This is a genomic window from Algoriphagus algorifonticola, from assembly GCF_007655305.1.
Taxonomy (GTDB): domain Bacteria; phylum Bacteroidota; class Bacteroidia; order Cytophagales; family Cyclobacteriaceae; genus Algoriphagus; species Algoriphagus algorifonticola.
On the sequence record NZ_VLOG01000011.1, the window covers coordinates 1 to 20,605 of the forward strand.

Sequence of the window (20,605 nt, forward strand, 5' to 3'; positions counted from 1 at the left end):
CAAAAAAGCCTTAGAAAAATCTAAGGCTTTAAGCGGAATGGACGGGACTCGAACCCGCGACCTCCTGCGTGACAGGCAGGCATTCTAACCAGCTGAACTACCACTCCGTTTTGTGTGCTTCTCGTTTGAAGTGATGCAAAGGTAGGTATTTCGACTTTTTCCGCAATACCTTACCATAAAATTTTTTTAACTTTGATTCTATCTCTTTCTAATTCAGGAGAATAATTTTCAATATTTTTGAATTTAGTCTATTTCCACGAAAGGGTTTGCCTCTGAAGGATATTCCTTATCTTTGTTACATTCAAAAATCACCAAAATGGTATTAGAATTCGAAAAACCAATAGCTGATTTAGAGCAAAAACTTCAGGAAATGAAGGATTTGGCCAAAGGTAGAAATATCGATTTAAGTTCAGATATTGAGTCCCTGGAAGAAAAAATCCTCGCTTTGAAAAAAGAAACATTTCAGAATTTGACTAGATGGCAGCGGGTTCAGCTTTCCCGCCATGCAGACAGACCTTATGCATTGGATTACATTTATGAAATCACCAACGATTTCATTGAATTGCATGGAGACCGTTCTGTAAAAGACGATAAAGCAATGGTCGGTGGTCTTGGAGACATTGATGGCCGTACTGTCATGTTTATTGGTCAGCAAAAAGGTCGCAACACCAAACAGCGTCAGGAGAGAAACTTTGGGATGGCAAATCCTGAAGGTTACCGAAAGGCACTTCGCCTGATGAAAATGGCTGAAAAATTCGGTAAGCCGATAGTAACTCTGATTGATACTCCGGGTGCATTTCCAGGCTTGGAAGCTGAAGAAAGAGGCCAAGGCGAAGCCATTGCTAGGAATCTCAAAGAGATGTTTATGCTGAAAGTCCCGGTGATTTGTATCATTATTGGCGAAGGTGCTTCTGGAGGTGCCTTAGGAATTGCAATAGGGGACAGAGTTTACATGTTAGAAAACACTTGGTACTCTGTGATTTCTCCTGAGTCCTGTTCATCTATTTTATGGAGATCCTGGGATTACAAAGAACAGGCAGCCGAAGCATTGAAGCTGACAGCAAAAGACATGAAAGGAAATGGATTGATTGATGATATCATTCCTGAACCACTGGGTGGTGCACATAAAGACCTGAAGTGGATGTCTAAAACTATCAAAGAAACCATCACTTCTGCCTTGAAAGAATTGGATAAGATCAAGCCAGAAAAACGAATTGACCAACGCATCGACAAGTTCTGCTCGATGGGTGTGGTAGTAGAATAAAATTTCAATCCCGGACTCATCCAAGTCCGGGATTTCTTTTGAATCAATAAATGGAATTACACGTAGTCAATACCGGTTTTTTTAAATTGGACGGAGGGGCCATGTTTGGGGTAGTACCCAAAGTTCTTTGGTCACGAACCAACCAAGCTGATGAAAATAACCTATGCACCTGGGCCATGCGCTGCCTTTTGGCTGTAGATGGAGATCGCGTAGTGTTGATTGATAATGGAATAGGAGATAAGCAAGACGCAAAGTTTTTCTCTCATTATTACCTGCATGGAGATGATTCTTTGGAAAAATCTCTTCGAAAATTAGGAGTAGGCTTTCACCAGATAACGGATAATTTTTTGACTCACTTGCATTTTGATCACTGTGGAGGTGGAGTTAAGTATGGAAGTCATGGACAGTATGAAATGGCTTTTCCCAGAGCGAGCTATTGGTCTAATCCAGATCATTGGAAATGGGCAACAGAGCCAAATCCAAGAGAAAAAGCATCTTTCTTAAAAGAAAATATTGAACCAATGGAAGAGCTGGGGCATCTGAAAATGGTGGACTTGAGTTCCAAAACTCTATTCCCCGGATTTGACTTCATCACAGTTGATGGGCATACGGATAAGCAAATGCTTCCAAAAATCCAATATAAAGGAAAAACATTGGTTTTTGTTGCAGATTTACTTCCGTCTGTGGGGCATATTCCTATCCCTTATGTAATGGGATATGATACCAGACCTCTGCTAACCATGGATGAAAAGTCCAAATTCCTGGAAGAAGCGGCTAGAGAAGAATACATTCTGTTTTTTGAACACGATCCTGTGAATGAATGTTGCACCGTTAAAATGACCGAAAAAGGTGTTCGGGTAGACCAAACATTCAAACTTGATGAAATCTGAATTGAAAATAGGAGTGGCTCTCTCAGGCGGAGGAGTTCGGGGTATTTCACACCTTGGAGTTTTAAAGGGGCTGAATGAAGCCGGGATTTATCCTACGCAAATCAGTGGAACTTCCGCAGGTGCAATCGTTGGCGCTATGTATTGTCAAGGTTATCAGCCGGAAGAAGTTTTAAAAATCATTGTAGAGACTAACTATTTCAAATTTTTAAGACCTGCCATTTCGTGGACTGGGATCCTCAAAATGAGCAGTATCGAAAGCCTTTTCAAAATCTACATGGCCCATAATGATTTTGGACAGTTGAAAATTCCTCTAACGGTGGCTGCAACGGATATCAAAAGAGGAAAAGCGGTCTATTTTTCAGAAGGAGAATTGATTCGTCCGGTAATGGCTTCTAGCTGTATCCCAGGGATGTTTGAACCTATTGAAATCGAAAATAAGTACCTTGTCGATGGAGGAGTGCTGAATAATTTGCCAGTTGAGCCTTTAGACGGCATCTGTGATTTTGTCATCGGCGTAAATTGTAATCACTTGCCTGAGGAAAGTAACATTACCAATATGAAAAAGCTGATCGAGCGATCAGTTATTATGGCGATGAATTACAATGTTTATAGCCGAAAGTCTAAATGCGATTATTTCATAGAGGCTCCCGGTTTGGGGAATTTCGGGGTTTTTGATATCAAAAAAGCCTCCCAACTATTTCAGGCGGGATATACCCAAACCATGAAATATATTGAAGAGAATCCATCTATCTTAGAATTGAGTAAACCCAATAAATCTAACCTCAGCGCATGATGAAGTTTCTATCCCGGATTGTTTTCTGGATTACCGGTTGGTCATTGAATACTAATTGGCCGGAAGGAGTAAAAAAGGCCGTTTTAATTGCTATTCCCCACACTTCGAATTGGGATTTATTATATGCCAGAGCAGCTTTTTTCCTGATGGACATTCCTGTGAAATTTACCATCAAAAAAGAAGTTATGGTAGGGCCATTGGGTTGGTTTATCAAAGCTTTGGGGGGTATAGCCATTGATAGGAAGCGAATTCCCGGGGGAAGAAAACAAACTTACACCGAGGCTATGATTTCCATGCTCAAAGAATCAGAGGAACTGGTGATTATGGTTACTCCTGAAGGCACCCGAAGTGCTGTAAAGAAGTGGAAAACCGGTTTTTACCATATCGCGCTGGGAGCTGATGTTCCAATTGTTGTGGGCTATCTGGATTACAAGAAAAAGGAAGCAGGTATAGGACCATGGATACAGCCCAATGGTGAAATGGATAATCAGATTGAAGAGTTAATGGCTTTTGGGAGAACTGTGACTCCAAAACATCCTGAAAAGGGGGTTATCTAAACAACTTGAATTAACAAATTCATATAATCTTTCAAAATCCTAAATTCGGCATCATCTACTTTGCCGTCTTCCCAAATCTTGTCGATAAGCTCTTTAAGTCCATTGAATTTAGACTTCAGGTTTTCATCATCTTGGTTTTCTAAAAACTGTTTTAACTTGTAAATTTCCTGATCGTTGATGTCTCCCGAGGAAAGAATTCCCTTTAGTAATCCTTTGATAAATAGCTTGTTGGAATCTTCAACCCTTTGATTGGATCCGATTTTCTCCAAAAATTCATTAAGAATATCCTCAATCTCTTCCAACTCCTCCTTATTCACTGAACCTGAGTCCACTATGGGTTTAATCTTGGAGTATAAACCATTGAATGGTTCATGTTCGCATAAAGACTCATTGTCTGCACACCAATTTTTCAAGGTTTCATATTCATTTCTGGTTACAACTCCGTCCAGTGAAACCCCATAAATCATTCCCGCAAGCTCTGTTGCAGCGTTTTTCCATTCAGTACTTTTCGCTTTTTCCATTCCTGTCTTTGTTTGAAAAAAAATATACAATTTATCTCCTGCATTTTTATACCCTGTTCAGGGTATTTTTCTGATTATGAAAGAATTGAAGTGTTTTTTATGAATTATCAAATATCCTTTTCTAAAACCTTGATCACTGAATAAAAGGCCGGAAAGTGAATTTCTTAAGGGTTGTAAAACTGTTTAAAATTTTCTAGTTGTTGGGAATTTAACATTTAATAAGAAGCTGTTAGTAGAGATAAAATCCTGTTTTTTCTATCTTTTGACAAATTCATTTTTCACTTAAATTTTCAAAGATGAGGTACTTATTTCTATTTGCGATTATTCCTTTTTTGTTTTCCTGCAGCAAAACAGATGATAAGGGGGGATTTTCAGGCGAGATTAAATTATCCATAGACACTGTGATGGTAGATGCCGGAGAGGAATTTCTTTCTCTCAATTATGATCTTAATTTTTCTGCACTTGCTCCTGATAAGAGCTATCTGATTAATTTAAATCCAGAGACTCATGTGGCCGAAAAAATCGATCTGAATAACTTGGTTCTATCCAAAAAAATTCAATTTGAAAAGGAAGGACCGAATGGAGTTGGACAGAGAACCGTGAATTTTTCTATTCTCCCGGATGATAGACTGCTTTTTAGAAATTATATGTTTTACAAAGTTTTTGATCAAAATGCCCAACTGACAGAAGATTTGGAGCTTGAAAAAATAGCCCCAGACTATCTGGGAGATTCTGAGAGATATGCTTTGCAAGTATTTCAGAGCGATGATGATCCCAATCGGGTGATTGTGTTTGGTTTGAAATGGGAAAATTACACCTATTTTCTTTTGGATATTGATTTAGAAAATAGGACATATACTGCAGAAGACCTTCCTGTTTTTGAAAAGGGTAAGGAGTTTAGAACAAATATCTTATATAATGGAAACCCGGCAGGAGGATATGGTCCGAGTATTTACTCAACTCTTGAAAAGGGGAAGATCTATTTCAATATGAATGCTTTTAATCAGGTTCATATTTTTGACCTGGAGTCAGATAGTCTTTATACGAAAAGCTGGGATACTCCTTTATTGGGAGCCAAAAGAACCTATGTTCCTCCTAAGGAGGTTGAAATGACCACCGGTGAGCTGAAAGAAATTACCAGGAAGGCTGGAGAAGATGTGTCCTACAAGCATTTTGTATGGGATGAAAGTAAGAAGCGTTTTTATAGATTTTCCATCAAACAAAAATTTGGGGAAGAAATCGATGAATACGATGAATATGTAGCAATCGGCGCAGATGTATTTTTGTCAGTTTTTGATGAAGACTTCAATTTGGTTTCCGAGCAATTGATACCGGAGTTGAATGAGCTGTCCAATAAATACTTTGTGAAAGACGGGGCCATTTGGATGTATTCTAATATTGACGATGAATTGGCTTTCACTAGGATAAATTTTGTGGATTGAGTGATTGATTTGATTGCCATCTATTAAATTTATAATGGATATCCGCTTTCCTACCAGGAATGACAAAAATATAGTTTATTGTCTGCTGAAAGGATCAGAATCCGGAAGCTTCGCCTGCCTGCCGTGGCTGGGTCTTCGGTCATCGGTCGCCCGTGCTGAGCGAAGTCGAAGTATCCAATCGGTCAAGCAAGGAAAATAAGGCAACTGGCATGATTGCGGATAATCAGAAAATTTATTCTGTTAAACCTCAGCTCGACTTGGACTGTCAAAAACACTTATTTTCTATTGATCCTGAGATTTCCTATCTCAACAATGCATATCGGGGGCCTTTACTCAAGGCTTCTGAAAATGCTGCATTGTCGGATTTGGGTAAAATGAGAAACCCTCAGGAATTGCAGCCGTCTGATTTTTTCACTGAAACCGAAGAGGTGAGGGGGCTATTTGCTCAATTGATTTCTGCCCAATCGGATGAAATAGCCATTATCCCAAGTACCTCCTATGGGTTTGCAATTGCCCTGTCTAACTGGGCTGACCAGAAGGGCAAAAAAGCCATTACGGTGAAGGATGAATTTCCGAGTGGATATTTTGCTGTTAAACGCTGGGCGGAAGAACAGGAAGCGAGCCTAGAAGTGATTGGGGAAGATGCTGAGCTTTCGTGGAATGATAAAATTCTAGATGCTATCGATGAGCATACTGCCTTGGTTTTGATTTCCAGCGTTCATTGGATGAATGGCTACATTTTTGACCTGGAGGCTATCGGAGCAAAATGTAAAAAAGTAGGGGCATGTTTTATAGTGGATGGTACTCAATCGGTAGGGGCAAAGCCTATTGACGTGAAGGCATGTAAAATCGATGCCTTGATTTGTGCTACCTATAAATGGCTATTAGGTTCATATTCTTTGGGCTTAGCATATTTTGGTGAAAAATTTCAAAGTGGGAAGCCCTTGGAAGAGTCTTGGATGAATAGATCCAATTCAAGGAATTTCTCTGATTTGACTAATTACAGGCAGGAATTCTTACCCAAAGCCCACAGGTTTGATGTGGGAGAAAGCAGTCATTTCATTTTGATGCCGATTCTAAAAAAATCATTGGAACAAATTCTCCAATGGACCACAGAAGAAATTCAGCATTATACTTCAGATTTAAAAAAGTACCTATTTGAAAATTTAGAATTGGACCTTTTTCATGCTCAATCAAGTTCCAATCACCTATTTGCCTTGCCTTTAAAACCTGGTTTAAATCCTCAGGTTCTTAAATCCGACTTGGAAAACGAAAAGGTTTTTGTCTCTGTCAGAGGACAATCCCTCAGGGTTTCTCTTCATCTCTATAATGATCAAAGGGATATACAAAGGCTGGTTTCTGTTTTGGAAAAAAGTTGATTTTTGACTTAGTTGAGATTATTCCGTTGTTACTGGTTGTAGCATTTAGCATATCCAAAGCGTTAAGTTTTAAATGAGAGACACCATGCTTAAAAGATATATACCCTTCGTTTTAGTTTTTGTTTTGTTTTTTTCCTGTTCTGAAAAAAACGATTCAACCGCATTTCAGATTGATCAACTACTTAGATCTGCCACCTGGAAAATAGCCGATTATTCTGAGGATGGCACTGATCAGACAAGTCAATTTAGCGGAGGAACTATGAGCTTTATTTCTGGTTCAGAAGTTCAGACCCGGATCAACGGTGGTGTAGAAAATGGAATTTGGACTTTAAGTATTGATCCTGCTGACCCCAATCAAAACACGGTCAATATTGCCTTCTTTTTTAATTCAGGTTCAACATTTTCAAAAATCAATAGGGATTGGACAGTAGTGAGCTATTCCAATACAAGGATTGACATGATTTATAATCGACCTTCCGATCAGGCTGTGTTTGACTTGGTGCTGCAGAAGAATTGATTATCTAAAATTCAAAGTAAAAACTGTTCTTACATCCGGTTCCGACTCAACTGTCAAGCTTCCTCTGTGCAAATTCATAATTTGTCGGGAAATAGCTAATCCTATACCTGATCCGGTTTTTTTAGTGGTATAAAAGGGTACAAAAATCCTCTCCAAAGCCTCTGGTACTATTCCCGGTCCATTATCTTCTACTTGAATCAAAGTTCCCAAATCCCCCTGGGAAATAGCTCGAATAATTACCTGTCTGTCTGCTTTCTTTAACATAGACTCTGAAGCATTTTTGATCAGATTGATTAGGATCATATTAATTTGATCTGGGTCACAGAGAATTTCCAATTCTTCGGGACGAAATTCAGTTTTGACAAAAACTTCTTTGGACTTCAACTCCTCCTTAATCAGGCCTAAAACATCTTCAATAAGCGTTTTTGCTTTAATCCATTCCTTTTTAGGCTCAGGGATATTGGTATAATCCCTGTAGGCATTCACGAAATTTACCAAACCTTTGCTTCGGTTAGCTATGGTATCCAAACCCTCTTGAATATCTAGAAAACCATCTTTTTTGATCAGCATTCCCTCTTGTTGCACGAAGCTGTCTTCATCCAAAATAGTCCTAAGGGACTCAACCAAACTCGAAATTGGAGTGATGCTGTTCATAATTTCGTGCCGTAAAACCTTGGTCAGGTTTTGCCAAGCTTCCAGTTCATTAGACTGTAGTTCCGCATTGATATTTTGCAATGAAAGTAATGTCCAACTTTGTCCACCCATTTTCAGGGAAGTTGACTGAACAATCAAAAACAAAGAAGGGCTTACCTTATAGGAAGTTCTTTGTCCCGGCTTCATTTCTAAAACCTCTTTCAATAAAGTGGGGGAAAGCCTGCCCAAATCACTGATATTTCTAAACTGAGGAATTTGAAGCAATTGCTTTGCGGCATTATTGATTACCCCGATTTTTCCTTCTGCATTGAAAGAGATGATTCCGGTATTGATATGCTGGATGATTACCTGAAGAAAGAGCATTTGTTCTTCTTTCTCAGCACGGGTTTGCTTAAAAACCTCCATCACCTCGTTGAAGGCAAAATTTACCTCCTTAAAAGAGTTTCCCATCTTGCTATCTGAGGTAAAAGAGCTGGAAAAATCGCCATATCGAATTGAATCCAGAAATCGAGCTAGCTTTTGATTTACAGAATTGACGTAATGGATGAGCTCTACAATCAGCCCCAAAACAATCAATGTAATGACCGCAGGTGCAAGCAGTAGATTTTGTCTGAAATATAACCAAACTCCTGTAAATAAGCAGAGTGTAATCAGAATGACCCGAACACTTATCCCTATCGAAAAGCGCTTATAAACCATACTTTTCCAATCTTCTGTAAAGGGAGGATCTTGTGAGCCCTAACTCTTCAGCTGCTCGAGTAATATGTCCATTGTGCTTTTGAAGTGCTTTTCTGATCAAAATTCTTTCTACATCTTCTATGTTCAAATGCTCCAAGCTGACATTCTCTTCCGATTTCTCAGGCTGTCCTGTTTTTTGCAAAAATAAATCTTCTGGCTGTAGCACATTGTGATTACTCATAATCACAGCTCTTTCTATACTATGCTGCAGTTCCCGAATGTTACCCGGCCAATGATACTTAGTCATTCGCTTAATCAAAGGCTCAGAAGCTTTTCGAATGTCTTTATTATATTTTTTGGAATAATAGCTGATAAAATGATCGGCCAAAAGAGGGATGTCTTCCACTCTTTCTCTCAAAGGAGGTAAATTGATTTCAATTGTATTGATTCGGTATAATAAATCCTGCCTGAAAGTATTGTCATAAACCATGGAGTGAATAGGCATATTTGTTGCAGAAATCAATCGGATATTGACATCCACAGGTCTATTGGCTCCAACTCTCGTCACTTGCCTATTCTGCAATGCAGCCAATAATTTAGCCTGCAATGGTAAGGGTAGGTTGCCAATTTCATCTAAAAACAAGGTTCCTTTATGCGCTTGCTCAAATCGGCCCGCGCGGTCCTCTTTGGCATCAGTAAATGAGCCTTTTTTATGCCCAAATAATTCTGATTCAAATAGGGTTTGGGTAATCGAACCTAGATCCACTCCCACGAAAGCTTCTCTGCTTCTTCTGGAATTTCTATGAATTGCACGGGCAATTAATTCTTTACCGGTTCCATTTTCTCCTAAAATCAAAACATTGGCATCCGTACTTGCTACGCGTTCAATGGTCTCAAAAATCTTCTGCATCGCAGGGCTTTGTCCGATGATGTCTTTGAATTTATTGTCAATATCCTGCTGTAGAGTCGCTTTTTGATCTTTAAGCAAGTTGACCTCCATTTTCTTTTGACGAAGTTGAAGAGCAGAGTTTAGGGTAGCCAGTAACCTTTCATTTTCCCAAGGTTTCAATACAAAATCTGTAGCTCCTTCTTTGATTGCCCTGACGGCAAGATTGACATCGCCATATGCTGTAATCAAAACAACCACCGCGGAAGGATCCAATTCCAGAATACGGTCCAACCAATAAAAGCCTTCTTGTCCTGAGCTGACATCTTTGGTGAAATTCATATCCAACATGATGACATCATAATTTTCATTATGCGTCAGGATAGGAAGAAGGTCAGGATTAGTTTCGGTATCTACTTGTGCAAAATGTCTTTTCAAAAAGATTTTAGCTGCTTTTAAAAGATCTTCGTTGTCGTCAACTATGAGAATTTTACCTATTCTTTGCTCATTCATGCTTTTAAGGTTTTTGCTGGAATCGTATCAAGCTACCATCTAATATTCCAAAAGTCTGCCGATTTTTCAAACCATCAATTATTTTTAATAAATGCCCGTTTCCGATCAAATTCGAGCGATTTTAAAGCATGGTCCATCAGGTTCTTGATAGGAGTCAGACTTTCGTTTTTGAAAAGTTTTGTTCGCTGGCGGACGAAATTGTTCGAGTCTCGAAAGCCCTCTATTTCCAAAAACAGGAAATATATCCTCTGAGAGGCATTTTTTGCATGGCACATCATTTGGCATAAAAGGGTACAGCCAGAAAAGGCAATCACACACAATGGATAGAAAATTAGAAAAGAAAACATGGACAGCAAAGAAAATCGCTTATCTGCTAGGTGGGCTGGTGGTCGTTGCTGTAATTATTTACCAGTTGGGTTTTGCGGACCATAGATCCACCATGAATGTGGAGAGGGACAGACTTAGTATCGCCACTGTATCTAAGGGAGAGTTTACTGACTATATATTGGTCTCTGGTCAGATTGAGCCCGCACAAACTTTTTTCCTGGATGCGGTTGAAGGCGGTATGGTCGCCGATGTGATAAGAGAGTCAGGAGCCTTAGTAGAAAAAGGGGATACTATTTTAGCCTTAACCAACTCCAATCTTCAGCTGGATGTGATGCAGCGGGAGACTATGTTATATGAACAAATCAATAATCTCCGTCAAACCCGCTTGCTTTTGGATCAAAATGATTTGAATCAGCAGGGGCAATTGGCAGAGATAGATTATCAAATCAGTCTTTTGGAACCACAATTCAAAAGATTCAAAGAATTGCATAGTAAAAAGCTGGTTTCAGATCGAGAGTTTGAAGAGGTTAAAGAGCAATATGAATACAATCTAAAAAGGAGGAAGCTGACTTATGAGTCTTACAAGAATGACTCAGTAGCGCGCTCCATACAATTGGCTCAGCTTCGTAATTCTGAGAGAAGAATGCAGGCTTCATTAACTGGAGTTGGTAAAATTCTGAACAACTTAATCATAACCGCTCCAATTGCAGGACAGCTGGCTATGGAGCAAATTGAAATAGGGCAAGCGATAAATCCTGGACAGCGATATGGGCAGATAGATGTCATGGATGAATTTAAAGTTCGGGTTCCCATCGACGAGCTCTATCTGCCTAGAATTGGCAGAGGCCTGAAGGGTAAATTTACTTTGAGTGGACAAGAGCATGAACTTGAGATATCTAAAATTTACCCTACTATCACTAATGGAAGATTTGAAGTAGACATGGTGTTTACCGGTGAAAGTCCTAAAGGAATTCGTAGAGGTCAAAGTGTGAGAATCCGATTAGAACTAGGGGATAGTGAGCAAAGTCTATTGATTCCTACAGGTGGATTCTTTAAAGATACTGGTGGAAATTGGGTCTTTGTCTTGAATTCTTCTGGAAATGCCGAAAAAAGAAATATTCGTCTAGGCCGCAAAAACCCAGAGTACTATGAGGTGCTAGAAGGCTTGGTAGAAGGTGAAAAAGTGATTGTTTCCGGGTATGAGAATTTCGGGAATAATGAGGTGTTGGAGTTGAGGTAAAGTTGGAAGACCGAAGACGGAAGATTGAGATAAAATTGTGGAAATAGATTTTATTTAAGTTGATAGTTTGAAAGTCAAGTCAAAAGCTTATATTTATTTTATTAGTTAAATAAATTGTTATGAGCTTTAAGTTTGAAAAACTTTTGATTTGGCAAAAAGCAATGGATTTAGGAGAGCATGTTCACAAAATTTCAAGACAATTTCCAAAAGAGGAAATGTACAACCTAACAAGCCAAACCATTAGATCTGCTGATTCAATTGCATTAAATATAGCAGAAGGTTCTATCTCTCAAAGCAACCCAGAGCAACATAGGTTCTTGGGGTACTCTGTGAGGTCTATTGCTGAATTGATTACCTGCCTTTATAAAGCAAAAAGAAGAGAGTATATCAATGAATCAGATTTCAAATGGATATATCAGGAATGTTTTGACTTAATGAATATGACAATAGGCTTTAAAAATAAAATGAAATAGATGGAATTTAATCTTGGGCTAAATAATGCTAGTGATTTTCATATTAAATAAATCATTACATCGATCATTAAAAAATTAATGGATGGAGGTCCGATTGCTTCGGTCTTCGGTCTTCGGTCTTAAATCTTATAAATCATGGAAAACGTAATCAAAACAGTAAACCTTCGAAAATTATATACCACCGAAGAAGTGGAAACCACCGCATTGGATGGAATCCAAATTGAAATTAAAAAGGGTGAATTCGTAGCCATAATGGGGCCTTCCGGTTGTGGTAAATCAACCTTATTGAATATCATTGGCCTTTTGGATAACCCGGATGAGGGTGAATATCATTTCCTAGGTCAAGAAGTGGCTAACTATTCAGAAAGACAGCGCTCTTCTCTAAGAAAGGGGAATATTGGATTTGTTTTCCAAAGCTTCAATCTAATCGATGAGCTAACTGTATTTGAAAATGTGGAGTTACCTCTACTTTATCTGAAAATCCCATCCGATGAGCGAAAACAAAGAGTAGAGGAGGTTTTGACCAGGATGAATATCATGCATAGACGCAATCATTTTCCTCAGCAGCTTTCAGGTGGTCAGCAACAGCGTGTTGCCATTGCCCGAGCTATTGTAGCCAAGCCATCAGTGATCCTCGCCGATGAACCTACCGGTAATTTGGATTCCAAAAACGGTGAAGAAGTCATGAGGCTGTTGGAAGAGTTGAATAATGAAGGCACTACTATCGTAATGGTTACTCACTCACCTCATGATGCCAATTACGCCCACAGGGTAATCAATTTGTTTGATGGGAAAGTAGTGACTGAGAATATCAGGGAGCAATTCCATATTTGATTTCAATTATTCCTTTTTGAATGAGTCGAATTAACACTATTTCGACCTTTCAATTAAATCAAATTAGTCTCGTGCGAAATCGGACAAAATTGTTCGGATTACTAATCCGGAAAAATCAGAAAAATGCCCATTTTGAGAAATTTGGGCATTTTTTGCTGGCACAAAAAGTGAATATCTAAGTGTGAGGCTTTGGATGCCTCTTTTATAACATGACCTATGTTTAAGAACTATTTAAAAATCGCATTTCGAGGCTTTGGTAAACATAAGCTTACCTTCTTCATTAATTTGTTTGGATTGACCTTGGGACTCTGGGCAGCAATTCTGATAGGATTGTGGATCAAAAGTGAACTGGAAACTGATAGAAGACTTCCGGGTTCGGATCAGGTATTCAGGGTCATGGAGCATCAGAATTACGGAGATCAGGTTTTTACTATTCCTTCTACTCCTGGAGTATTGGCAGAGGCCATGAAAGAAAATTTAGCAGAGGTCCAATATGCTGCAACGTATACCTGGAATGAGGAGAATTTATTTGTTCAAGGTGATAAACGCGTAAAACTTTCCGGGATTTATGCTGGGGCGGATTATTTGAAAATTTTCCAATATCCTCTGCTTTCTGGAAATAGAGAACAACTGCTATCAGACAAATCCCATATAGTTCTGACCGAATCATCAGCAATCAAATTATTCGGAAAAACCGATGTTTTGGATGAAGAAATTGAAATGATTTCTACTGATGGAACAGAGCTTTTCTTGGTGAAAGGTGTCATTGCAGATGAGGGAATGGTCAATTGGGAGAAATTTGATTTTATTCTGCCATATAAATTGTTTTTTGATAAACCCTACAATAGTTGGTTACAACACTGGGGGAATAATGGTCCCAGTACCGTGATAACCTTGCAGGAAAATGCGGATCCAGAAGCCTTTTCGGCTTCGATAAAAGATTTCATTCGGGATCGTTTTGAAGGTTCAAATGCAGATCTTTTTGTTTTTCCTCAAAGTGATATGTACCTCCATGGTTCATGGAAGGATGGAATAATTCAGGAAGGAAGAATAAAGACGGTTAAGCTTTTTGCTATGATTGGATTTTTCATTCTGGTCATTGCCTGTATTAATTTCATGAACCTATCCACTGCCAAATCACAAAAACGCTCGAAGGAGGTAGGTGTGAGAAAAGTATCAGGTGCAGATAAATCCAGTCTTATTTATCAGTTCTTGAGCGAGTCTCTGCTAATTACCTTTTTCTCAGGCTTGTTTGCCTTGGTTTTGGTTCAGCTGACACTTCCGGTATTCAATCAATTAGCTGGAAAAGAATTGGTCCTTCCAGTCTTAGATCTTTATTTCTGGGTAGGCTTTTTACTTGTATTGGTGTTTACAGGACTTCTGGCAGGAAGTTATCCGGCTTTTTATCTGTCTTCCACCAAAGTTGTATCTGTCTTTAAAAATCAATTTAATGGAAATCGAAAAGTAGCATTCGCCAGAAAGGGCTTGGTCTTATTTCAATTTGTTTTGGCGACCTGCTTGCTCATATCTACGGTTGTCATTTTCCAACAAATCAATTATGCATTGAACCAAGATTTAGGCTATGAAAAAGATCAGTTGATTTTAGTGCCTTTAGAAGGTGAATTGCCAGAGAAGTATGAGATATTCAAGTCTAGGCTAGAAGCAAGGCCAGGGATTTCATCAGTAAGCAGGGCATCTCATAATATGATGGGTAGAAGTAATAATACCGGGGATGTATCATGGGAAGGAAAAGAACCTGGTTTCAACGCTTTGTTTGAAAGGTTCCGGGTCGATTATGATTTCTTGGAAACTTTAGGGATAGAATTGCTCAGTGGAAAGGATTTTTCCAAAGACCGTATTTCAGATTCCATAAGTGCCGTAATTGTTAATGAGAAAGCATATGAACTGATTACACAAAATAATCCAGAGAATAGCAGCTTAGATATTAATGGAAGTAGATATGAGATTATAGGGGTTGCAAAGAATTTTCATTTCCAAAGCATGCATCAGTCTATGGAACCTGCCTTCATGGTAATAGACCCTGCTTTCAATTTCAATAGCTTCATCCGTATCAATTCATCTTCCATGCAAGAAGCCTTGGCAGAAATAGAGGGAGTCTTTGCGGAGTTAAATCCCGTATTTCCATTTACCTATCAGTTTATGGATGAAAATTATGCCAGAGTGTATAGAGAGGATGTAAGGCTCAGGGATTTGGCTAAGTATTTTAGCTTGTTGACTATTTTGATTTCTTGTCTGGGTTTATTGGGTTTATCAGCACATGTTGCTGAACAGAAAACCAAGGAAATCGGAATTAGAAAAGTATTGGGAGCTTCTACATTTTCTATTTTGAATGTGATCAATAAGGAATTTATCACGATTGTTTCAATTTCAATCTTGCTAGGATCTGGATTAGGTTATTGGATTATGCAGGATTGGTTGTCGGGCTATGCCTACAGAATCAACTTTGAATGGTGGTTTATTCCAGCTGTAGCGGGTATTATCTTTCTGATAGCCTTATCCACGGTTTGGATTCAGTCTTATAAAGCCGCCAATTCCAATCCAGTGCAGGCGATTAAGTCAGAGTAAGTTTGGTCGAAATCTAAAATGGAAATACTCTCTAAGTTAATTGGAGAGTATTTTTTATGCAACCCATTTAAGCAAACCTGCATCTATATGACATGAGGGATTTGATGGGCTTTAGAATATTGTTCGCTTGCGGTCAAAAACCCGAAAGATCGGACATGTAAATAATTGATATGCCACTCTAAAGCTCAAAATAGCCTATTTTATCCCTTGGCACATTCTATGAATCTATTTATCTAAACTAACACAGCTATGAAAAAGAATCTGGCACCCATCTTAATTTTATTGGCATTCCTTATGGGATTTTCCGCCAATGCCCAGCAAACTGAAACCAGAAAATTAGATCGCTTCACCAAAGTGGAATCCGGTGGAAGCTGGGATGTTTTTATTACCCAAGGCAATGCCTATGAGGTAAAAATTGAAGCTCAAAATGTGGACTTGGACAAAGTTCTTACTGAGGTAAAAAACGGACAACTTAAGCTGAAACTTGAAAAAGGAAACTATAGAAACGTTAGGTTAAAGTTTTATGTAACCATGCCTGAAATTGAGGGATTGGGTTCTTCCGGCTCAGGTTCAATCACCGTAATGGATGATTTGGAATCCGATAAACTAGGACTGGGTGTTTCCGGTTCAGGGCTGATCAAACTTCAGAAAGTTTACGCTAATTCAATGAGCGTAGGGATCAGTGGATCTGGAGATATTGTCATAGATGGTGGAGAGGTTGAGAAGTTGGATATAGGTCAGTCAGGCTCAGGAGATTTTGAAGGAATGGACTTAAAAGCCCAGCAAGTAACTATTGGGAAGTCAGGTTCGGGAGAAACCTATATTACTGCGATAGAAAGTCTTAAAGTAGGTGCATCCGGCTCAGGAAATGTATACTACAAAGGAGTACCTACCAAGCAAATAGGAACATCAGGTTCAGCCAAAGTAATCAAAAGATAAAACCAAGACCTAGCACTATGAATCCAAAAATGCCGAGTAGTATATTTTACTAAGCGGCATTTTTTTTCACCAATCAGCCATGTTTAGAAACTACTTTAAAATCGTATTCAGGAATGCTAAAAAGCATCCTTTGTATGTCTTCATCAACCTTTTTGGTTTGGCCATAGGAATGGCCGTGAGTATTGTGATTCTGCTTTATGTTCGGTATGAACTCAGCTATGACAATTATCACCCTGATGTGGATAGAATTTATAGAGTTTCGAGAGCTTGGTTTAATCCGGATGGGAGTACCAGCTTGCATCTGGGGCATACTGCTCCTCCCTTTGGGCCTCTGATACAATCAGATTTTCCGGAGGATGTGGAGTTCTCGGCTAGATTGATGAATGCAGATCCTTTAATCAAATCAGGAAATAATGCATTTGTGGAGGAACGATTTTTCTTTGCGGACCCAGAGGTTTTTGATGTCTTTTCTTGGGAAACACTGGAAGGTGAATCAAAGAATGCATTGACTCAAGCAGATGGTCTTATATTATCTGAAAGTACTGCCAAAAGATATTTTGGGTCTGAAAATGCAGTGGGGAAAGAACTTCTGGTAGAGATAGGAGGGATGGAGTTTACCATGCAGGTGAGAGGAGTGGTCAAAGACACTCCGAACAATTCCCATTTTCATGTTGATTTTTTAGCCTCCATGCTACCTGTCGTTCAATTTTACGGTGGACAAGATGCTTTTATGTCTAATTATGGTTCCAATAATTTTTCCACTTATATCAAACTTGCAGAAGGTGTTTCCTATAAAAATTTTGAAGCCAAGCTTCCCAGTTTGATTGATAGACATATGGGTGAAAGTAATTCTGGAATCCCTATGTCAAAAGGCACCCAGCTTCTTCTATGGCCTATTCAGGACATTCACTTACAGTCGAACCTGGACTCTGAAATAGAGCCCAATGGAAATATTGATTATGTCTATGTCTACGGGGCTGTGGCATTATTTATCTTATTGATTGCCTGTATCAATTTTATGAATCTTAGCACCGCAAGGTCCTCCTTAAGATCTATGGAGGTGGGCTTGAGAAAAGTGATGGGTGCCGACAAGACCATCCTCATTCGGCAATTTATGGGTGAAAGCTTTGTGATGACTTTTCTGGCTATGCTTATTGCCCTTTGCTTGGTCTTTTTATTTCTTCCTTATTTCTCCGATTTTCTGGAAAATCCTTTGAGTTTGAATTTTCTAGAAAGCCCAGAACTACTGGTTTGGATACTGGGATTAATCCTTTTTGTGGGTTTGATTTCAGGAAGTTATCCAGCTCTTTTTCTTTCAGGATTTACTCCTGCCAAAGTGTTAAAAGGAGCATTTAAAGCAGGAAAAGGCCATGAGAACTTCAGGTCTGTATTAGTGGTCGGGCAGTTTGCTATTTCTGTAATACTGATAGTCGCTGTCATAGTGGTGATCAATCAGCTGAGCTTTATGCAGAATAAAGATTTGGGCTTTGAAAAAGAAGATATAGTAGTGCTCCCTAGTTCTAATCAGATCAATGAAAACTATCTCATTTTCAAGGATCGCTTAGAAAACCATCCTGATATTCAGTCAGTGAGTATTTCGAGCAGAGTTCCGTCAGGAAGGCTTTTGGATTCTCAAGGGGCAACAGCCGAAGTAGGAGGAGAGCTAACCCAGCTCAATAGCAGGATTGCGGACATTCATGTAGCTCATAATTTTCTGGATACTTATGGAATATCTATAAAGGCTGGAAGAAACTTTGATTTTCTAAGAGCTAGTGATTCTACTGAAGCATTTATTTTGAATGAAGCCGCTGTTCGGGAAATTGGATGGCAAAGCCCTGAGGAAGCTGTTGGCAAGCAGTTTTTGTATGGAGGAAGAAGAGGTTTTGTGACAGGAGTTATGCAAGATTTTCACTTTGAAAGTTTGCATCAGCCCATTGTTCCTATGGTGTTTATGATTTCCCAGGATAGGAATAATAGTGTCAGCATCAAGTTTGAAAGTGGAAAAAGAGAGGAAGTTTTGGCCTATCTAAAAGAAGAATGGGCAGTGATGAGACCTGATTATCCATTCGAACCCCTAATGATAGACCAGGGATTCAATAGGCAATATGAAGCAGAGGCAAGAGTCAAAACCATATTCACTTTCTTTTCTGCCTTAGCAATCATTATTTCTGTGTTGGGGCTTTTAGGTTTGGTGACATTTGCCACTGAACAAAGAACCCGTGAGATTGGAATCAGAAAAGTAATGGGAGCTGAAACTGGAAATATTCTGGCACTTTTGGGTAAGGATTTCCTCAAACTGGTAGCAATAGGCTTTCTGATTGCTATCCCGGTCTCCTATTTTGGAATGAAAAGTTGGCTTCAGGATTTCGCCTACAGCATAGGAATCAATTGGACCACTTTCCTTTGGGCTGGCTTAATTGCAGGGGCAATTGCAGCATTCACCGTCATCAGCCAAACAATCAGAGCTGCATGGGCAAATCCTGTGAAGAGTATTAAAAGTGAATGATGCCTTTTGGAGCCATGTGGTAATTGAAAAGGGCTTTCTCTACATCAAAAAACCATTATCCACAGGGTAAGGTTGTGGAATTTCTTTCTCATCCAGCATTTCCAGCAAGTCTATCTCAATCACTCTGGTGATAGAGGATATGGGGATATCATTGTATCCTGCTTCAAAAGGGTTTTCAGAATAATCTCCAATTCTGTCAACCAAAAAGAATATCCAGATAATGATTCCGGAAAAGGGTACCGTTAGCCAATAATGGAGTTCTGTAGACTGCTCAAAAATATCCAAAAGACCCAAAGGAATTAATGCGCAGAAAATGTAAGTAATCCAAAGTCCAGTGGAGGCATATTGTCTAGGGAAGGGAAAGGTTTTGATTCTTTCGCTCATTCCCTGGGTATCATAAAATCTACTAATCAGCTGATGAAGCCAAACATGCTTGTATTCACTAAGTCCGTTTTCTTGATGTATTCTGTCCAACTCTAAGCTTTGTGTTTTGAGAAGTTGGGTAGGGAAATTTGTGTATCTCTGTAATGACTCCCATTCCTCAGGATCCAAATATTTTCTGATTTCAGGTTCTAAGCCATTAGCCATTTCCTCTCGGAATCCCGGTGTGAAGACCATTTTATCTACGGGTAAATTATGTTCCCAAGATTTTCCCTTACGAAGGTTATGCTTAAGAGAAACTAGCCAAGCCAGATGTCTGAAAATCATTTGTTTTTTCCAAGAATATGGAACGCTCTTATCAGGTAATGATAAAATGGCCGAGGCGAAAGTTCTACAGTCATTGACAATGGAACCCCAAATTTTTCTTGCCTCCCAAGCGCGATCATACGAGGAGTTGTTTTTAAAGCCAAGGAAAAAAGATACTGCGACACCAATTACTGAAATAGGTTGCCAAGGCAATGAAAATGGCAAACCAGTGACTTCGTATAAGAAAACGATAATTGCAGAATATATCAGTCCATTGATCAGTGGCTTTTTAGACCAGCGGACTGTCATCCAGAGGCTATAGTTTCTTTTGACATACATAGGCTGATATTTTCTATAATCTACTGATTTATAGGATATTTTTCATTATTGAGTCAAATTGAATTTTATTTTGATGATTAACAATTTTATCAGAAGTCTTCATTTGTTTCATTAAAAAAGAGAGACAAAGTTCAGGTTATTGCAAGGTTCAGCCATCAATTCTTGTGGAAGCCAGCTGTCACTTATGCGGGTAGCTTACTAAGAAATGGAGAAGAAGGGTTTTTGTACATATTTGATTATTATGAATTTCGGTTTTCTTCTCAATAAAGAAATAATTATGGCTTAGTATCAGATGAATGGATCAGAATATCGGGCTTCTGTCTTCGGTCGCCTGTGCTGAGCGCCCGCCTCCCGAAGGGCAGGAAGTCGAAGTATCCAATCGGTCAAGCAAAGAAAATAGGGTAAGTGGCCAGATTGCGCATAATTAGATTCATTATAATCTCCAACCCATGTTAAATAGGTGAGAGCCAATATTTTTAAGATTTATTTGCCCGTCAGCGGACAAAATTGTCCGAGGTAAATCCTGAATTTTTGAAAAATCGCTGTATTTAGGCTGTAAAAGTACTTTTGAAATGGCATA

General features: G+C 39.0%; 17 protein-coding genes and 1 tRNA gene. 13 read left to right on the plus strand and 5 right to left on the minus strand.

The window, feature by feature from the left end:
• Positions 1-33: 33 nt before the first annotated feature.
• Positions 34-107, minus strand: a tRNA-Asp gene (locus FL972_RS01955).
• Positions 108-316: 209 nt separating this feature from the next.
• Here FL972_RS01955 and FL972_RS01960 point away from each other — a divergent pair.
• The 4 genes from FL972_RS01960 to FL972_RS01975 are packed head-to-tail and all read left to right on the plus strand — an operon-like array spanning position 317 to position 3,504.
• Complete coding sequence (locus FL972_RS01960; protein ID WP_091655597.1) at positions 317-1,264, plus strand: acetyl-CoA carboxylase carboxyltransferase subunit alpha; 948 nt, start codon at positions 317-319, stop codon at positions 1,262-1,264.
• A gap of 50 nt (positions 1,265-1,314) precedes the next feature.
• Positions 1,315-2,154: an MBL fold metallo-hydrolase gene (locus FL972_RS01965; RefSeq protein ID WP_144602886.1), complete on the plus strand. Its 840-nt coding sequence runs from the start codon at positions 1,315-1,317 to the stop codon at positions 2,152-2,154.
• A complete protein-coding gene (locus FL972_RS01970; protein WP_144602890.1) occupies positions 2,144-2,947 on the plus strand; it encodes a patatin-like phospholipase family protein in 804 nt (267 codons plus the stop codon). Before FL972_RS01965 ends, FL972_RS01970 begins: the two co-directional genes overlap by 11 nt.
• On the plus strand, positions 2,944-3,504 hold the full coding sequence (locus FL972_RS01975; RefSeq protein ID WP_144602894.1) for a 1-acyl-sn-glycerol-3-phosphate acyltransferase: 561 nt from the start codon (positions 2,944-2,946) through the stop codon (positions 3,502-3,504). The genes FL972_RS01970 and FL972_RS01975 overlap by 4 nt, the downstream gene beginning before the upstream one ends.
• Here the strand turns inward: FL972_RS01975 and FL972_RS01980 are convergent.
• The gene (locus tag FL972_RS01980; protein WP_144602897.1) at positions 3,501-4,025 is read right to left on the minus strand and encodes a hypothetical protein; all 525 of its coding nucleotides are present in this window, start codon (positions 4,023-4,025) and stop codon (positions 3,501-3,503) included. The genes FL972_RS01975 and FL972_RS01980 overlap by 4 nt on opposite strands.
• A 296-nt stretch (positions 4,026-4,321) precedes the next feature.
• On the opposite strand from FL972_RS01980, the gene FL972_RS01985 reads away from it, so the two are divergent.
• From FL972_RS01985 to FL972_RS01995, 3 genes are all read left to right on the plus strand, one after another.
• Positions 4,322-5,467, plus strand: coding sequence for a DUF4221 family protein (locus tag FL972_RS01985; RefSeq protein ID WP_144602900.1), 1,146 nt, complete (start codon positions 4,322-4,324; stop codon positions 5,465-5,467).
• A 152-nt stretch (positions 5,468-5,619) separates the two neighbouring features.
• Positions 5,620-6,846: an aminotransferase class V-fold PLP-dependent enzyme gene (locus FL972_RS01990; RefSeq protein ID WP_250161264.1), complete on the plus strand. Its 1,227-nt coding sequence runs from the start codon at positions 5,620-5,622 to the stop codon at positions 6,844-6,846.
• A gap of 73 nt (positions 6,847-6,919) precedes the next feature.
• The gene (locus FL972_RS01995) at positions 6,920-7,363 is read left to right on the plus strand and encodes a hypothetical protein (RefSeq protein WP_144602903.1); all 444 of its coding nucleotides are present in this window, start codon (positions 6,920-6,922) and stop codon (positions 7,361-7,363) included.
• Here the strand turns inward: FL972_RS01995 and FL972_RS02000 are convergent, their stop codons facing one another.
• Together FL972_RS02000 and FL972_RS02005 are read right to left on the minus strand one after the other, a co-directional pair.
• Positions 7,364-8,716 carry a sensor histidine kinase gene (locus FL972_RS02000; RefSeq protein WP_144602906.1) on the minus strand — a complete coding sequence of 451 codons (1,353 nt, stop codon included), beginning with the start codon at positions 8,714-8,716 and terminating at the stop codon, positions 7,364-7,366. It abuts the gene before it with no gap.
• Positions 8,706-10,094: a sigma-54-dependent transcriptional regulator gene (locus tag FL972_RS02005; protein WP_091655588.1), complete on the minus strand. Its 1,389-nt coding sequence runs from the start codon at positions 10,092-10,094 to the stop codon at positions 8,706-8,708. Before FL972_RS02005 ends, FL972_RS02000 begins: the two co-directional genes overlap by 11 nt.
• A 319-nt stretch (positions 10,095-10,413) precedes the next feature.
• Between FL972_RS02005 and FL972_RS02010 the strand changes: the two genes are divergently transcribed.
• The 6 genes from FL972_RS02010 (at position 10,414) to FL972_RS02035 (ending at position 18,999) form a co-directional block, all read left to right on the plus strand.
• Positions 10,414-11,661 (plus strand): efflux RND transporter periplasmic adaptor subunit, encoded by a 1,248-nt coding sequence (locus FL972_RS02010; RefSeq protein ID WP_144602910.1) that lies wholly within the window; start codon positions 10,414-10,416, stop codon positions 11,659-11,661.
• Between the two features lie 119 nt (positions 11,662-11,780).
• Positions 11,781-12,134, plus strand: a complete 354-nt coding sequence (locus FL972_RS02015) for a four helix bundle protein (RefSeq protein ID WP_144602912.1) — start codon at positions 11,781-11,783, stop codon at positions 12,132-12,134.
• A gap of 135 nt (positions 12,135-12,269) precedes the next feature.
• Positions 12,270-12,968 (plus strand): ABC transporter ATP-binding protein, encoded by a 699-nt coding sequence (locus FL972_RS02020; RefSeq protein ID WP_091655584.1) that lies wholly within the window; start codon positions 12,270-12,272, stop codon positions 12,966-12,968.
• 216 nt (positions 12,969-13,184) lie between these two features.
• Positions 13,185-15,554 (plus strand): ABC transporter permease, encoded by a 2,370-nt coding sequence (locus tag FL972_RS02025; RefSeq protein ID WP_144602915.1) that lies wholly within the window; start codon positions 13,185-13,187, stop codon positions 15,552-15,554.
• 249 nt (positions 15,555-15,803) lie between these two features.
• A complete protein-coding gene (locus tag FL972_RS02030) occupies positions 15,804-16,493 on the plus strand; it encodes a head GIN domain-containing protein (protein WP_144602918.1) in 690 nt (229 codons plus the stop codon).
• A gap of 79 nt (positions 16,494-16,572) precedes the next feature.
• The gene (locus FL972_RS02035; protein ID WP_144602939.1) at positions 16,573-18,999 is read left to right on the plus strand and encodes an ABC transporter permease; all 2,427 of its coding nucleotides are present in this window, start codon (positions 16,573-16,575) and stop codon (positions 18,997-18,999) included.
• Between the two features lie 39 nt (positions 19,000-19,038).
• Here FL972_RS02035 and FL972_RS02040 read toward each other — a convergent pair whose 3' ends face one another.
• Entirely contained in the window at positions 19,039-20,025 is a 987-nt protein-coding gene (locus FL972_RS02040) for a bestrophin family protein (RefSeq protein WP_144602942.1), read from the minus strand.
• Positions 20,026-20,605: the final 580 nt, after the last annotated feature.

Bases quoted from the DNA above. Each gene is read 5' to 3' on its own strand.
- FL972_RS01960 (WP_091655597.1), top strand. From the start codon at position 317: ATGGTATTAGAATTCGAAAAACCAATAGCTGATTTAGAGCAAAAACTT.
- FL972_RS01965 (WP_144602886.1), top strand. From the start codon at position 1,315: ATGGAATTACACGTAGTCAATACCGGTTTTTTTAAATTGGACGGAGGG.
- FL972_RS01970 (WP_144602890.1), top strand. From the start codon at position 2,144: ATGAAATCTGAATTGAAAATAGGAGTGGCTCTCTCAGGCGGAGGAGTT.
- FL972_RS01975 (WP_144602894.1), top strand. From the start codon at position 2,944: ATGATGAAGTTTCTATCCCGGATTGTTTTCTGGATTACCGGTTGGTCA.
- FL972_RS01980 (WP_144602897.1), bottom strand. From the start codon at position 4,025: ATGGAAAAAGCGAAAAGTACTGAATGGAAAAACGCTGCAACAGAGCTT.
- FL972_RS01985 (WP_144602900.1), top strand. From the start codon at position 4,322: ATGAGGTACTTATTTCTATTTGCGATTATTCCTTTTTTGTTTTCCTGC.
- FL972_RS01995 (WP_144602903.1), top strand. From the start codon at position 6,920: ATGAGAGACACCATGCTTAAAAGATATATACCCTTCGTTTTAGTTTTT.
- FL972_RS02000 (WP_144602906.1), bottom strand. From the start codon at position 8,716: ATGGTTTATAAGCGCTTTTCGATAGGGATAAGTGTTCGGGTCATTCTG.
- FL972_RS02005 (WP_091655588.1), bottom strand. From the start codon at position 10,094: ATGAATGAGCAAAGAATAGGTAAAATTCTCATAGTTGACGACAACGAA.
- FL972_RS02010 (WP_144602910.1), top strand. From the start codon at position 10,414: ATGGATAGAAAATTAGAAAAGAAAACATGGACAGCAAAGAAAATCGCT.
- FL972_RS02015 (WP_144602912.1), top strand. From the start codon at position 11,781: ATGAGCTTTAAGTTTGAAAAACTTTTGATTTGGCAAAAAGCAATGGAT.
- FL972_RS02020 (WP_091655584.1), top strand. From the start codon at position 12,270: ATGGAAAACGTAATCAAAACAGTAAACCTTCGAAAATTATATACCACC.
- FL972_RS02025 (WP_144602915.1), top strand. From the start codon at position 13,185: ATGTTTAAGAACTATTTAAAAATCGCATTTCGAGGCTTTGGTAAACAT.
- FL972_RS02030 (WP_144602918.1), top strand. From the start codon at position 15,804: ATGAAAAAGAATCTGGCACCCATCTTAATTTTATTGGCATTCCTTATG.
- FL972_RS02035 (WP_144602939.1), top strand. From the start codon at position 16,573: ATGTTTAGAAACTACTTTAAAATCGTATTCAGGAATGCTAAAAAGCAT.
- FL972_RS02040 (WP_144602942.1), bottom strand. From the start codon at position 20,025: ATGTATGTCAAAAGAAACTATAGCCTCTGGATGACAGTCCGCTGGTCT.